Origin of the sequence: Globicatella sulfidifaciens DSM 15739 (assembly GCF_900167405.1) — a bacterium.
Classification (GTDB): Bacteria; Bacillota; Bacilli; order Lactobacillales; family Aerococcaceae; genus Globicatella; species Globicatella sulfidifaciens.
In genome coordinates, this window is record NZ_FUWO01000003.1 from 3,571 (window position 1) to 18,860 (window position 15,290).

A 15,290-nucleotide genomic window follows, 5' to 3' on the forward strand; every position below is an offset into this window, starting at 1 on the left:
TGCGGGGGTGAACAGACGAAGCGAAAATTATTCGATTTTCTACTTCTTTTCTACTCCCGCTCAGTGATGCCTAGTGAGCACATCATAACTTAAATCTTTACATTTTAGATTTATAATCATTCAATATTTTGATAATTATTCCTTTCAATCTTTTATTGAAGGGAATTTTTTTAACTAATTGCCGATAAATTGCAAAAAAACAGTAGAGATTTAAGCATTTAATGTTATATTAAGCAAAAATTTGTTACAATAGATAATAAGAAATTTGATAAGAGGTGTATGAATGATGTCATTAACACAACGAATTAATGAAGATATAAAAGTAGCAATGAAAGCGAAAGATAAAGAAACACTAAAAGTTATTCGCATGTTGAAGGCTGCCTTGCAAAAGGAACAAATTGAACAAACAGAGCCTTTGAGTGAAGAACAAGAAATCACAATTATTGCTAGAGAAATGAAACAGCGTAAAGATTCATTAGCTGAATTTGAAAAAGCAGGTCGTCAAGATTTAGTGGCGCCATTATTGGACGAAATCAAAATCGTTGAACAATACTTACCTGCGCAATTATCAGAAGATGAAATCAAAGAAGCAATAACCAAAATTATTGCAGCAGTAGGAGCTAAAGATAAATCAGCTTTCGGTGCAGTAATGGGGAAAGCAATGGCTGAATTAAAAGGGCAAGCAGATGGACAAGTTGTTAATCGTATCGTAAAAGAATTATTATCATAAGAAAAAGAGGCGAAAATTTGAATAATCCAAGTACATTTTCTAAACAAGTAATTGTAACTAATGGTGATTGGATGATTGCTCTAATTGGGAATCAAGATCAAAATATTCAATTACTAGAAGAAAGTTATCCCGTTTCGATTGCTGTTCGAGGAGAAGTCATTACCATTAAAGGGGAAGATGAAGCCGACGTGAATGAAGTTAGCGACATTTTCTTTATGTTGATTCATTTATTAGAGCGTAATATTACTCCACGTACAATGGATGTTGTTACGGCAATCAAAATGGCCAAAAACAATACACTAGAATTCTTCGTTAATCTTTATGAGGAAGTGATTGGTCGTGCTGCAGATGGTAAAGCGATTCGAGTGAAAAACTTCGGACAATTACAATATGTTAAAAAAATTAATTCACATGATATTACCTTTGGAGTAGGGCCTGCGGGGACCGGTAAAACATTTTTAGCCGTTGTTTTGGCTGTTCAGGCTTTGCGTGAGGGGAAAGTAAAGAAAATTATTTTAACACGGCCAGCAGTTGAAGCAGGCGAAAGTTTAGGTTTTTTACCTGGAGATTTAAAAGAAAAAGTGGATCCTTATTTACGACCTGTTTATGATGCTTTATACACGATTATGGGAACCGAACAAACGGTACGTTTAATGGAGCGAGGCATTATTGAAATTGCGCCATTAGCTTACATGAGAGGTCGTACATTAGACGATGCTTTTGTCATATTAGATGAGGCTCAAAATACGACGATTGCTCAAATGAAAATGTTCTTAACACGTTTAGGATTCGGGTCAAAAATGATTATTAATGGGGATAAGACACAAATAGACTTACCTCGCGGTGTTAAATCAGGTTTAGTAGATGCGATTGAAAAACTAAATAGCATACCACGTATTTCATTTGTAACATTTGATGCCTTTGATGTAGTTCGTCATCCAGTAGTTGCTGATATTATTCGTGCTTATGGAACCAAAGCAACACCATCACCAGCGACGACGAATGAGCATGATGCGACCTCAGTATCACAGGAGACTGAAACAGAAACTGTTAAAACTGAAATGGAACGTTTAAATCAACCAGAATAATGATAAAGGAAAGATAGACGCGTTTTATTAGTTAGGAGAATTGATAAACCGTTTTTATCTTTCTTTTATATCCTATTGCAGAAAAAGATTGAATTGGGGTGACATTTTGAATAAAAAATTATATCAATTACAACAAAGATTAGGTAAATGGTATCGACCTATTTTAATTGCACTTTTAACTGTATTACTTTTTTTATTTGGTTTTGCCAGTGTCAAACCAAGACAATATAATATTCAACCTAATCAAGTTGCCGATGTAACTATTCGCGCACCATATACTACGATCGATGAACAGACAACCAATGAGAATAAACAACGTGCCTATGATGCGGTGGCCGATGTTTATACCTATAGTCCATCTATACGTGAAAATCAATTGACATTAATTGAACAATATTTTAGTTCCATTCGTCAATTAAGAAAAGAAAATTATTCGACTCAACAAATTAAGCAATTATTTAATGAATTAGATGATTTAAATGAATTGGCCAATGAGATTGGGACGGAACAAAGAACCGAAACTCAGGAAGTACCATTTGCACAATTAAATGATGCAGAAAAAACAATCGTTTTAGTGAATCAATTACAAAAGGGTGACCAATCTATTAAAGATTTCGTAGCGGACCTTGATAATGAGATGCAATTAGCGATTGCTAAAATGAATGATGAAGAAATAATTGGTCTTCAAACTTATATTACCAATACTATTTCAGAAACGTTAATGAAAGAAATCTCGGCTGAGAAAGTCAATACCGTTATCGAGAATATCTTTAGTCAAATTAATGCTGATATTATTCGCAATAAAAATCGAGAAATCCTTAAATCTTTAGTGGTTCAGTTAATGGTACCCACAGTGGTTTTTGACGAACCGGCGACGGAGTTAGCGAGAGAAAATGCAGTCAATCAAGTACAGCCAACCTATATATTACAAGGTCAAGTTATCATTCAAGAAGGTTTTGTGGTTGACTCTGAAATGATTCGTTTATTAAACATTTATGGCATTTTAAATAATCAAACCAAGGTTTATAGCATCTATGCTTTTGCTGCAGTGTTATTAATTCACGCCATTTTTCTTTATATGGTATTTAATAAATGGGATAACAAACAAAGTAAAACCGTTAATGATGGTAATATGCGTTTAACAGCTTATTCATTGGCTTTTCTCTTTGCTTTTATCTCTCTAACATTTTTACAAGTCTTACAACAAAATGGGATGTCAGAAGCAATGTTGTTGTTTCCAGCTGGTTTGTTACCATTATTAATTTTACCTAAAACCGATCGACGGACGATTGCATTAGCTATTATTTTCTTTAACTTAATTAGTTTATTTGTTTTAAATAGTCAAACGGACTTAATTGGTGTTTTAATTCCAGCAGTCTTTTATTTCTTTATGATGCTCGTTATTTGGTTAAGAATCGAGCAGGATCCTACGATGCATCAAATGACCTTACAATCTTCAATATTATGGAATGTAGTCATTACCGTTCCGATTTTATTAGCGATGAATTATGAAATTTTCAATTATGAAACGTTAACCACCACTTTTGCAATGCTAACGAGTGCAGTTATCATGCATACGATATATATTTTAATAAAACCTTATTGGGAACAATTACTCGATGATCAAGCAGCCTTAACACTAAATGAATTAGCTAATCTTAATCATCCATTATTAAAACTCTTAATTGAAGAAGCACCAGGTACTTATCACCATAGTATTTTAGTAGCTAATTTAAGTGCTAACGCTGTGGATGCGATTGGAGGAGACTCACTATTTACGAGAGTGGCAAGTTACTATCATGATGTAGGGAAAGTGAAATATCCAATGTTTTTTGTCGAGAATTTAAGACAAGGGATGGTTTCACCTCATCAAATGATGACAGCTGCAGAAAGTGCTAAAATTATTATTAGTCATGTTACCGAAGGGGCAAAAATACTAGAAGATAATAATATGCCTAAAGGAATAGTCGATGTCTGTTTACAACATCATGGTACCACCCAAGCAGGCTATTTTTACCATCAGGCTAAACAAGAAAAAACGGATATTAATATTGAAGATTTTAGCTATCCAGGTCCAAAACCACAGTCAAAAGAAATTGCAGTGATTATGATTGCAGATTCTGTTGAAGCAGCTTCTCGAACTTTAAAAGAACATTCAGTTGAAGCCATTACCGCCTTAATTACTAAAATCATCGATGGGAAGATTGAAGCAAATCAATTTGAAGATTCAGGATTAACGGTCCAAGAGTTAAAAATTGTTAAACAGTCTCTCATTAATGGTGTGGCGGGAATGTTTCATACGCGCGTAGAATATCCAGAATAGAAGGAGCGAACAAGATGATTATTGATTTAATCGATGATGAACAGTATTTAGAAGCGTCACATACAAAAATAATTGAAGATGTCATCGAATTAACAGCCAAAAAATTAGGACTTTCAGAACAAAGTGAAGTAGACATTTCAATTGTTAATAATGAAACAATCCACCAATTAAACAAACAATACCGTGGTATTGATCGCCCGACAGACGTTTTAAGTTTTGCTTTAACCGAAGGCGATGACGATTTTGACTTTACGATGGAAGCAGATGACGATTTTGCTGCTATCCCAGAACATCTAGGTGATATTATTATCTCATATCAGAAAATCGTTGAACAAGCAGCTGATTATGGTCATTCTTTTGAACGTGAATTAGCTTTTTTAACGGTACATGGCTTTCTTCATTTAAATGGATATGACCATCAAACCGAAGAAGAAGAACAAGCAATGTTTGGCATTCAAAATGAGGTTTTAGAAGAATATGGGCTTACAAGATAAACCAACTAAATACTGGGCGAATCAAAATCGAATTTCGGCTTTTCAAGCAGCTAAAGCTGGACTCATTACCTTATGGAAGGAAGAATTCAACTTTAGAATTCATTTATTGATGACATTGGCTGTAGTAGTGGCTGGTTTTATTTTTCAAATTACGACCACCGAATGGTTAATTATCATCTTACTGATTGGTCATGTAATAGCGTTGGAAATGATTAATTCTGCCATTGAGACGGTGGTCGATTTAGTTGTTGGCACCAAGTGGGATCAACAGGCCAAAAGAAGTAAAGATATTGCGGCTGCTGCCGTGATGATGATGGCGTTGATTGCAGTTGTCGTAGGACTCATTATTTTTGTACCATACTTAGTAAAATTATTTTAGAAAGAGGTCATTATGACAAATAAAGAATTTAAATCAGGCTTTGTTGCGATTATCGGACGACCAAATGTAGGCAAGTCTACCTTATTAAATAGGGTCATCGGACAAAAAATTGCGATAATGTCAGACAAAGCACAAACAACTCGTAATCGAATTCAAGGTGTGTACACTGATGAAGAGGCACAAATTGTATTCATTGATACACCGGGAATTCATAAACCTAAACATGCACTAGGAGATTTTATGGTTAATACCGCATATAGTGCTTTGAAAGGAGTCGACGCTGTACTATTTGTCGTCAGTGCGATTCAAAGTATTGGACCAGGTGATCGACTAATCATCGAGAAATTAAAAAATCTTTCAGTACCTGTGTATCTTTTAATTAATAAAATTGATCTTGTCCATCCAGATAGTTTATTTGAAACGATTGAATCTTATACAAGTGAATTAGAATTTAGTGAAGTCTTTCCAATCAGTGCCTTGGAAGGGAACAATGTTCCAGAAATGATGAATACTTTGAAATCTACCTTACCAGTTGGTCCACAGTATTATCCTGCTGATCAAATCATGGATCATCCGGAATATTTTGTGGTAGCTGAATTTATTCGGGAGAAAATTTTACTTTTAACGAAAGAAGAAATTCCACATTCAGTGGCGGTTCAAGTTCAAAGTATGCAACGGAATGAAAATGATAAAGTGGAAGTACAAGCGACTATTATCGTTGAAAGAAAGAGTCAAAAGGGAATCATTATTGGTGCTCAAGGCTCGATGATTAAAAAGATTGGTCAAATGGCTCGTCGTGACATTGAACGATTATTAGATGATAAAGTTTATCTAGATTTATGGGTCAAAGTGCAAAAGGATTGGCGTAATAAACAGACCTATATCAATGAATTGGGCTACAAGAAAACCGATTATTAATCAATAGTTTGAAAATGAAATGGAAGTGACGGCATGCAAGAAACATTCGAAGGCATTGTTTTATTTCGTAGGCAATATCGCGAAGAAGACACGATTGTAAAATTACTGACCAAAGAATTTGGAAAGCGGATGTTTTTTATTCGTAGAGGGCAGCAATCCAATCATGCTATGCGAGCTCAGTTAATTCCATTTTCTAAAAATCAATATGTGGGTACCATTAATCCGTCTGGTTTTTCATTTGTCAAAGAAGCCTCAACATTAGCTTTTCCTCGGAAAGTATTAGAGGATTTAACCTTGCAGTCTTATGCAAGTTATTTCGTGCAATTAATCGATGCGGTATTTGAAGATTTTGACCCACAACCTCATTTGTATCATTTATTAAATGATACATTATTAAAGTTAAATGAAGGTTTTAACCATGACATCTTAATGGTCTATTTTGAGATTTATTTATTACCTTATTTTGGTACTCAATTAAATTGGCAACATTGTCAAGTATGTGGGCGTCGGCAAGAACCTTTTGATTTTAGTATCAATTTAGGTGGCTTGATTTGTCGACAACATTTTAATAATGATCCTTATCGCTTGCATATTAGCCCTAAGGCGATGCATGTCGCTTTTTTATTAGCCAATACCTCTTTAAATAAAATTAATTCCATCAATGTTAGTATTGAAACAATTACTGAATTAAAAAGACTGACAAAAGAACTTTATCAAGAATTTGTTGGAATTAGACTTAAAAGTAAACAGTTTATTAACGAAATAGACCAATTGGATCAAAAGTATCAAAGTATTCTATCAAAAAGAGGCTCAAAAAGAACATCAAGCCTTCAATCGCAAGTTGACAATAGCCCGGATAATCGGTAAAATCTAGTTATTAAAAGCAAGAAAAAAGAAGATAGTATAGCGACTCTAGAATGGTGAAAGCTAGGGCAAATCGAAGGCATGCTTTTGGTTATTTTGTATAAAATTAAAAGTGCTAGTCCTTACTAGAATTAGGGTGGAACCGCGAAAATACTTTCGTCCCTATGAGTAGTCTTATTTGGCTATTCATAGGGATTTTTAATATTATTAAGGAGTGATAGTATGGAAAAGAAAACAACCATGCAAGAGATTATTATGACCTTACAACAATTTTGGTCGAAACAAGGCTGTATGATTTTAAATAGTTATGATAATGAAAAAGGTGCCGGCACGATGAGTCCTTATACTTTTTTGAGAGCGATTGGGCCTGAACCTTGGAATGCGGCTTATGTAGAGCCATCTAGAAGACCTGCAGATGGGCGTTATGGTGAAAACCCCAACCGTCTATTTCAACATCATCAATTTCAAGTGATTATGAAACCCTCTCCTTTAAATATTCAAGAACTCTATTTAGAAAGTTTAGAAGCGATTGGTATTGATCCATTAGAACATGATATTCGTTTTGTTGAGGATAATTGGGAAAATCCTTCATTAGGTTGTGCCGGATTAGGCTGGGAAGTTTGGATTGATGGGATGGAAATTACCCAATTTACCTATTTCCAACAAGTAGGCGGATTAAAATGTAATCCAGTAACTTCTGAGTTAACTTACGGTTTAGAACGATTAGCCATGTATATTTTAGACGTCGAAAATGTTTATGATTTAGAATGGGTAGCTGGCGTTAAATATGGTGAAATTTTCAAGCAACCCGAACGTGAGCATTCGACTTATGCCTTTGAATTAAGTGATAGTGAAATGTTATTCCAACAATTTGATGCCTATGAAAAAGAAGCAACTCGCTTAATTGAAGCTGAATTAGTTCATCCAGCCTATGATTATATTTTAAAATGTAGCCATAGTTTCAACTTATTAGATGCACGTGGTATGATTTCCGTTTCTGATCGTGCGGGTTATTTAGCAAGAATCCGTAAAATGGCTCGTTCTGTGGCACAAGCGTTTGTTAATGAACGAGAAAAATTAGGTTATCCTTTATTAAAACAAGTATCTAAGGAGATGGAATAATGAGTAATCAATATTTATTAGAAATTGGTTTAGAAGAAGTACCTGCACGCTTTTTGCTGTCATTAAGTGAACAATTAAAAACACGCGTAGCCGATTATTTAACTGAGCAACGTATTGAATTTAGTACGATTAAAACTTATGCTACACCGAGACGACTGGCTGTCATTGTTGATGGATTAGCAGAAGCACAAGCGGATGTTACCGAAGTGGCAAAAGGACCTGCTATGAAAATAGCTAAAGATGAAAATGGTGAATGGACCAAAGCCGCTTTAGGTTTTTTAAGAGGACAACAAGCATCACCAGAAGATAGCTTTGTTGAAGAGATTAAAGGTGTTGAATACTTACATGTTAATAAATTTATCAAAGGCAAAAAGACCACTGATATCTTAAAAAATATGCCCCAAGTCATTAAAGCAATGACCTTTCCAGTGACGATGCATTGGAATGCAATTGAAACACCTTTTATTCGACCAATTCATTGGTTTGTTTCTTTATTAAATGAAACTGTGGTACCATTTGAATTTGTTGGAGTACAAGCTGATCGCTTGACACGTGGGCACCGCTTCTTAGGTCATAAAGTGTCAATTAAGAGTCCAGCCACTTATGTTGAACAATTAAAAGCAGAATTTGTATTAGCCGATTTTGCAGAACGCCAGGCCATTATTAAAAGCCAAATTGAATCATTGGCTAATGAAAAGAATTGGATTGTGCCAATTGATGAAGATTTACTAGAGGAAGTGACTTCCATAGTGGAATGGCCAACTGTTTTTTATGGTGAGTTTGAAGAAGAGTATTTAAAAGTACCTGAACAAGTATTAATAACTGCGATGAAGGATCACCAACGTTATTTTTATGCTTTAAACCAAGTGAATCAACTTTTACCGATATTTATTTCTGTACGTAATGGTAATAGCGACCATCTAGAAAATGTGATTAAAGGTAATAAAAAAGTCTTACGTGCTCGTTTAGAGGATGCCTTATTCTTCTATGAAGAAGATTTAAAACAAGATTTAGCATTTTATTTAAATAAGTTAACGTCTGTTAATGAACATTTTAAATTAGGTAGTCTTGCTGATAAGCAAAAACGAGTAGCGGCTTTTATTCCTTTAATTGCTGCGTCAGTACAAGTCGACCAAGCAACAACAAACACTGCTATTGAAGCAGCTAAAATTTATAAGTATGACTTGATGACCCAAACCGTTGGCGAGTTTGATGAGCTCCAAGGAGAAATTGGTTATGTGTATGCACCGCATTACGGTATCGATGAACAAGTTGCCATCGCGATCCGTGAACAATATTTACCAAAATCAAGTGGAGGTCAATTACCAACGACAACTGCCAGCAAATTATTAACATTAGCTGATAAATTAGATACTTTAATTCATTACTTTAGTGTCGATTTAATTCCAACCGGTTCAAACGACCCTTATGCATTAAGACGTCAAGCGATGGGAGTAGTAGAAATATTATTATCGACCGACTGGCAAATCGATTTATTAGCGATATTAGAAAATCATTCAGTTGTTAAAGGTAATAATGAATTACTAAAACATCTTATTGATTTCTTTAATGCTAGAATGTCAGTTGCTTTAGAACGAGAACAAATAGACTTTGATATTATTCAAGCTGTGGTAGCTTCTAAAGGCTTAAACTTTAAATTAATGGTTGAAACGGCTAAAGCATTGCAAGCTAAAAAAGACAATGAGCCAGAGAATTATCGCGCTATCGTTGAAGCAATCAGCCGAGTTGTTAATTTAGGTAGCAAAGCAGAAAATACTCATCTTGATTCAGCTCTAGCTCAAACAGAATCTGAAAAAACTTTGATTGGCTTAACCCAATCACTAGGACTAGGGAATGTATTAGATACCTTACAACACTTAGTCGCACCGATTAACCATTATTTTGAAGAGAACATGGTCAATGATCAAGATGAAAAAATCAAGGCCAATCGTTATGCGACAATGACAACTTTAACTCAATATGTTTTAGATTATTTAGATCCACGGTTATTAATTAGTAAATTTTAAAAATAGAACTTGATAAAAGAAAGGGAGTGATAATATGTCTACGTTTTTAGATAGAGCAGTTGTGAATGTCAAAGCTGGTAAAGGTGGCGATGGCATGGTTGCTTTTAGAAGGGAAAAGTATGTACCAGATGGAGGACCGGCCGGTGGTGACGGTGGTCGTGGTGGTGACGTGGTTTTTCGAGTGGATGAAGGACTCCATACTTTAATGGATTTCCGTTATAATCGTCATTTTAAAGCAGCCAATGGTGAAAATGGCATGAGTAAAAGTAAATATGGAGCGGGTGCAGAAGATTTGATTGTCAAAGTACCACCCGGAACGATTGTGCGCGATGCGGAAACAGAGCAAATAATTGCGGATTTAGTTGACCATGGGCAAGAAGTTATTGTCGCTAAAGGCGGACGTGGGGGACGCGGAAATATTCGCTTTGCCACTCATAAAAATCCGGCACCTTCAATTGCCGAAAATGGTGAACCAGGTGAAGAACGAGCATTATCGTTGGAATTAAAGGTGATTGCTGATGCGGGGCTGGTAGGCTATCCAAGTGTTGGCAAATCGACTTTATTGTCCGTTGTCAGTAATGCTAAACCTAAGATTGCAGACTATCAATTTACGACTTTAACACCAAATTTAGGCGTCGTTAATTTAGGCATTGGTAAAGAATTTGTTCTAGCGGATATGCCTGGATTAATTGAAGGAGCTTCAGCAGGTGTCGGCTTAGGAATAAATTTTTTACGTCATATTGAACGTACTAAAGTATTAATTCATGTGATTGATATGGCTGGCGTACATGGCCGTGAACCTTATCAAGATTTCTTAGACATTATGCATGAATTAAAAGCATATAATGCTAAGTTATTAGAACGTCCGATGGTGATTGTAGCTAATAAAATGGATGAAGCAGTTGCTCAAGAAAACATTAATGGCTTTAAAGAGAAAATCGCTAACTATTATCAACAACAAAAACAAGATTTACCACCTATCTTTGAAGTCAGTACTTGGCAAACAACCGGCATTAAACCTTTATTAAATAAAGTTTATGAATTGATTCAAACAACGACCTTCATACCACTAGAAGAAGAAGTGATCGAAGCGGTTCATTATCAATTAGAAGAAGATGTACCATTCATGATTGAACAAATTGGTGAGGGATATTGGCGCTTATACGGTGAAAAAATTGAAAAGCTTTATGCGATGACCAATATGGCTCATGACGAAAGTATTGCCCGTTTTGCTCGCCAACTACGTACCATGGGTGTAGACGAAGCTTTACGCCAACACGGTGCTCAAAATGGTGATATTGTCGATTTAGCTGGTTATCAATTCGAGTTTATGGATTAATGGTGAGCAATATGCAAATAGGTAAGTCGAATCAAAATCGAATAGAAGTGTTAGATGGACTTAAAGGTCTCTCTTTAGTTATTATCATTGCCTATTACTATCTGCAGCATTTGGTTCCCGGTGGCTTTGTTGCCGTTAATTTATTTTTCCTAATAGGTGGCTTCTTAAATTTCCGCATTTTTAAAAAGCAAATCATTTTAGAACAACCAATGGAATATCGCAACTTTTTAAGACGACGGTTTGATAAATTGTTCTTCCCTATGTTATTTATGATGGTTTTTATGACCGTTTTCATTATGTTCATATCCCCCAAAAACTATATGAACTTACGAAATATGGGATTGAGCAGTCTTTTATTTGTTAATAATTTTTATCAAATCATAACAGGGAGCTCATTTTTTGCTCAAACAGCTAACCAAAGTGTTTTTGCTCATTTATGGTATAGCTCAATGTACGCACAACTCATATTATTAACACCGCTCTTAATTGAATCTTGCTATAAATGGCATAAAAGCACCTCAACTGCGATCAATATGCTTTCAATCGTCAGTTTAATTTCAATGGTGTTAATGTGGTATTTACAAACTACGGGTCATGAACATTCCAGTATATTTTTTAATACCTTAGCCCGATTATTTGCTTATACATTAGGTGGAGTGCTTAGCTTAGCGATGCCATATAATTTAAAGCCGAAAGCAATCAATTCACAAACGAAAGGGCTGTTAAATGGTTTAGGTATTGCTATTTTATGGCTGATGTGGATGATGATACGTTATATGTATGGTACGCAACCTTTTGCTTTTCGTTTTGGTATAACGTTCTTTACACTCTTATCTTTAATTGTTATTTTTATTACCTTATATCCAGATACTTGGTTAAATAAATTTTTTAGTTTTAAACCATTTGTTTATTTAGGTAAAAAAAGTTATACCTATTATTTATGGTTTTATCCAATTGTATTAGTGATGCCAGAATTATTAAAAAAGGTTAATCGAAGTTATGCGGTTCATATATTTGTTGGCTGTCTTTTATTGGTTGTTTTTGCTGAATTTGCTTACTATCTGATTGAAAGTCGTAAAATTGTCTTACCATTTGGACAAGATTCTAATATACGAAAAACAAGATTCCAATTAAAATTTTTAAAAAATAATTCGGGTAAATTTAAACAAGTAAAATTTTTCAGTGGTTTTTATGGAATAATACTCTTTATCGGACTATTCGGCATATTATTAGCACCGCAAACAAGAGCAGGAGTCGTGCAAGAATTAGCTGAAACATTCAAACACAATGAAGCGATTGTTGATCAAACGCTTAGTTCAAATGAACGACCTAAAATTGTTATCAACAATATTGAAGGCTTAGAACAAGAAGTGAAATTATATGCTAATGCCATCGAAGTCACGTTTGTAGGCGATTCAATCTTTTTAGCATCAGCACAACAGATAATCGATGTTTTTCCTAAAGCAGTGATAGATGCTAATGAAGCACGTCAATTATATAACAGTGTTAGTGATATCGAATCCTTAAAAGCCAAAAATAAACTAGCACCAACGGTAATCACATTACTAGGGACTAATGGCGCTTTTACCAAAGGTCAACTCGATGATTATATAGAGGCTATTGGTGAAAATCGAATGATATATTTCGTTTTAATCAGTCCTAATCGTGCTTGGACACAGCAAGTCAACAATGAATTATTTAAAGCAGCTCAACGTTATGGAAATGTGAGATTAATCGATTGGGCGAGTGTTGCTAATACTCATCCGGATTGGTTACTTGATGAATTTCATCCCAATGAAAAGGGAAGTTTAGAGTTAGCAAAATTAATGGCAAATGAACTGTATCGTCAGCAATAAAATTTGTCATATTAACGATTAGTTAGGAGTTTTAGATGAAGATACAATTTTTAGGTACGGGTTCAGGTGTACCAGCCAAAGCTCGTAATGTTAGTTCATTAGTATTAAAATTATTAGACGAAATCAATGAAATATGGTTATTTGATTGTGGGGAAGCCACTCAACATCAAATATTAAAAACTAGTATTAAACCAAGAAAAATAACCAATATTTTTATTACTCATATGCATGGTGATCATATTTTTGGTCTTCCGGGTTTTTTAAGTAGTCGTTCCTTTCAAGGGGGAGGCAATGATCCCTTAACGATATATGGTCCGCAAGGTATTCGCCAATTCGTTCAAAATGCTTTGCGTTTTTCTAAATCCAAATTGTCTTATCCAATTAAATTCGTGGAATTAAACAATGAAGGCGGACAATTAAAGTTTGCTAATGGTTGGAAAATCGATTATTTACCTTTAAATCATGGTGTGATTAGTTTTGGATTTCGAATAGTTGAACCGGATTCACAAGGAGAATTACTCATCGATCGTTTAGCGCCCTATAATATTCCTAATGGACCTATTTTTGGGCAATTAAAACGAGGCGAAACTGTAACTCTTGCCGATGGAACCATTTTAAATGGGAATGATTTTCTTGGCGAAGAAAAGAAAGGGCGAATTGTGACCATTTTAGGTGATACGCGTCCATGTGCTAATTTAGTGACTTTGGCAAAAGGTGCGGATGTCTTAATTCATGAAGCGACTTATGTCGATCAAGAAAAGGATTTAGCTTATGCTCATTTTCACTCAACGAATTTACAAGCAGCAAAAGTCGCAAAAGAGGCACAAGTAAAGAAACTGTTAATGAATCATATTAGTGCTCGTTATCTAGGGGCTGATGCTAAGAAATTAGAAAAGCAGGCTAAAACTGTTTTTCCTCAAGCGCAAATTGTCTATGATTTTACTGAGGTTGAAGTGGGCAATCATAAGGAGATGCCAGATGAACAATAAAGTGATGGTCATAACGGGTGCTTCCAGCGGGATTGGTAAAGCGGTCGCGATAAAAGCTGCAAAACAAGGTGCGCAATTAGTTTTAATAGCGCGTAATGTATCAGCTTTAGAAAATTTAGCTCATCAGTTATATCACCAATATCATACGGATAGCTTGGTTGTAAAATGCGATGTCAGTGATAAAATCCAATTAGAATATGCTTATCAAAAAATAAAAAGTAAATATCAAAGGGTAGATTACTTAATAAATTGTGCAGGTTATGGTACATTTAAACTAGCGAATGAATTTAGTTATGAAGAAGTTAACGAGATGTTTAAAGTGAATACTTTTGGTATGATATATTTGACTACTTTAATATCTCAATTAATGGTACAACAACAAAGCGGCCACATTTTCTTTGTGAGTTCGATGGCAGGCAAAATGGCCACACCCAATTCCAGTGTCTATTCTAGCACTAAATTTGCGGTTATTGGCTATGCGAATGCCTTGCGCTTAGAACTTAAACAAGCCAATGTTTTTGTCACAACTGTTAATCCAGGACCGGTAGCGACACCATTTTTTAGTTATGATAAAAATTTAAGAGATTATTACGATAAGGTCAAAAGATTTACAATCACACCAGAATTAGTAGCGGATAAAATGATTAAAGTTGCGACCCAAAAGTCATATACACGCGAAATTAATTTACCTTTTTCGATGTCTTTAGCTGCCAATTTATATCAGATATTTCCTTATATAGGAGATTACTTAGCCTTTAATATCTTTAATTTAAAATAGGAGTGAAAATTATGAAAAATCAATGGAAACTTATTGTTTCGATCATTATCTTAATTTTAGTGGTGATTTTTGCTTTACAAAATACAAGTACTGTTCCAATTGACTTGTTTTTTGCTAAATTTACTGTTCCGCTTGTATTAGTTATCTTATTAAGTTTATTAGTGGGAGTCATTGTCGGTTTAATTACTTCATTTTCAGCTATTTCAGGACAGAAAAAATCTAAAAATGCTACAGTAAAAGAATTAAATACTTTAAAAGAAACGAATTTAAGAGAATTAGCAGCAAAAGACAAAGAAATTTCTCATTTACGTAGTCAAATTAATGATTTAAAAGTAAAAAATAATAATACTTTACAAGTAGAGGACACTAAGTTTTCTGAATAA

14 protein-coding genes are annotated in these 15,290 nt (G+C 34.6%); all 14 read left to right on the top strand.

What is annotated here, in order from left to right:
• Positions 1 to 286 precede the first annotated feature (286 nt).
• The 14 genes from B5D12_RS02150 to B5D12_RS02215 all read left to right on the top strand — a co-directional run bounded on the left by B5D12_RS02150 (position 287) and on the right by B5D12_RS02215 (position 15,290).
• Positions 287 to 730, top strand: a complete 444-nt coding sequence (locus tag B5D12_RS02150) for a GatB/YqeY domain-containing protein (protein ID WP_066124823.1) — start codon at positions 287 to 289, stop codon at positions 728 to 730.
• Positions 731 to 801: 71 nt separating this feature from the next.
• A complete protein-coding gene (locus tag B5D12_RS02155) occupies positions 802 to 1,818 on the top strand; it encodes a PhoH family protein (protein ID WP_078755404.1) in 1,017 nt (338 codons plus the stop codon).
• Between the two features lie 106 nt (positions 1,819 to 1,924).
• A complete protein-coding gene (locus tag B5D12_RS02160) occupies positions 1,925 to 4,141 on the top strand; it encodes an HD family phosphohydrolase (protein WP_159443831.1) in 2,217 nt (738 codons plus the stop codon).
• Positions 4,142 to 4,155: 14 nt separating this feature from the next.
• Entirely contained in the window at positions 4,156 to 4,635 is a 480-nt protein-coding gene (ybeY, locus tag B5D12_RS02165; protein ID WP_078755284.1) for an rRNA maturation RNase YbeY, read from the top strand.
• The gene (locus tag B5D12_RS02170) at positions 4,619 to 5,014 is read left to right on the top strand and encodes a diacylglycerol kinase (protein WP_078755285.1); all 396 of its coding nucleotides are present in this window, start codon (positions 4,619 to 4,621) and stop codon (positions 5,012 to 5,014) included. Before ybeY ends, B5D12_RS02170 begins: the two co-directional genes overlap by 17 nt.
• A gap of 12 nt (positions 5,015 to 5,026) precedes the next feature.
• A complete protein-coding gene (gene era / locus B5D12_RS02175; protein ID WP_066124830.1) occupies positions 5,027 to 5,932 on the top strand; it encodes a GTPase Era in 906 nt (301 codons plus the stop codon).
• A gap of 33 nt (positions 5,933 to 5,965) precedes the next feature.
• Complete coding sequence (gene recO / locus B5D12_RS02180) at positions 5,966 to 6,799, top strand: DNA repair protein RecO (RefSeq protein ID WP_078755286.1); 834 nt, start codon at positions 5,966 to 5,968, stop codon at positions 6,797 to 6,799.
• Positions 6,800 to 7,018: 219 nt separating this feature from the next.
• A complete protein-coding gene (gene glyQ, locus B5D12_RS02185; RefSeq protein WP_078755287.1) occupies positions 7,019 to 7,918 on the top strand; it encodes a glycine--tRNA ligase subunit alpha in 900 nt (299 codons plus the stop codon).
• The gene (glyS, locus tag B5D12_RS02190) at positions 7,918 to 9,945 is read left to right on the top strand and encodes a glycine--tRNA ligase subunit beta (protein WP_078755288.1); all 2,028 of its coding nucleotides are present in this window, start codon (positions 7,918 to 7,920) and stop codon (positions 9,943 to 9,945) included. The genes glyQ and glyS overlap by 1 nt, the downstream gene beginning before the upstream one ends.
• 34 nt (positions 9,946 to 9,979) lie before the next feature.
• Positions 9,980 to 11,284, top strand: coding sequence for a GTPase ObgE (gene obgE / locus B5D12_RS02195; protein WP_078755289.1), 1,305 nt, complete (start codon positions 9,980 to 9,982; stop codon positions 11,282 to 11,284).
• An 11-nt stretch (positions 11,285 to 11,295) separates the two neighbouring features.
• Complete coding sequence (locus tag B5D12_RS02200) at positions 11,296 to 13,140, top strand: acyltransferase family protein (protein ID WP_159443832.1); 1,845 nt, start codon at positions 11,296 to 11,298, stop codon at positions 13,138 to 13,140.
• A 35-nt stretch (positions 13,141 to 13,175) separates the two neighbouring features.
• Positions 13,176 to 14,129, top strand: a complete 954-nt coding sequence (gene rnz, locus B5D12_RS02205; protein ID WP_078755291.1) for a ribonuclease Z — start codon at positions 13,176 to 13,178, stop codon at positions 14,127 to 14,129.
• Positions 14,119 to 14,907 (top strand): SDR family NAD(P)-dependent oxidoreductase, encoded by a 789-nt coding sequence (locus B5D12_RS02210; RefSeq protein WP_159443833.1) that lies wholly within the window; start codon positions 14,119 to 14,121, stop codon positions 14,905 to 14,907. Before rnz ends, B5D12_RS02210 begins: the two co-directional genes overlap by 11 nt.
• A gap of 11 nt (positions 14,908 to 14,918) precedes the next feature.
• Positions 14,919 to 15,290, top strand: coding sequence for a lipopolysaccharide assembly protein LapA domain-containing protein (locus B5D12_RS02215; protein WP_071409144.1), 372 nt, complete (start codon positions 14,919 to 14,921; stop codon positions 15,288 to 15,290).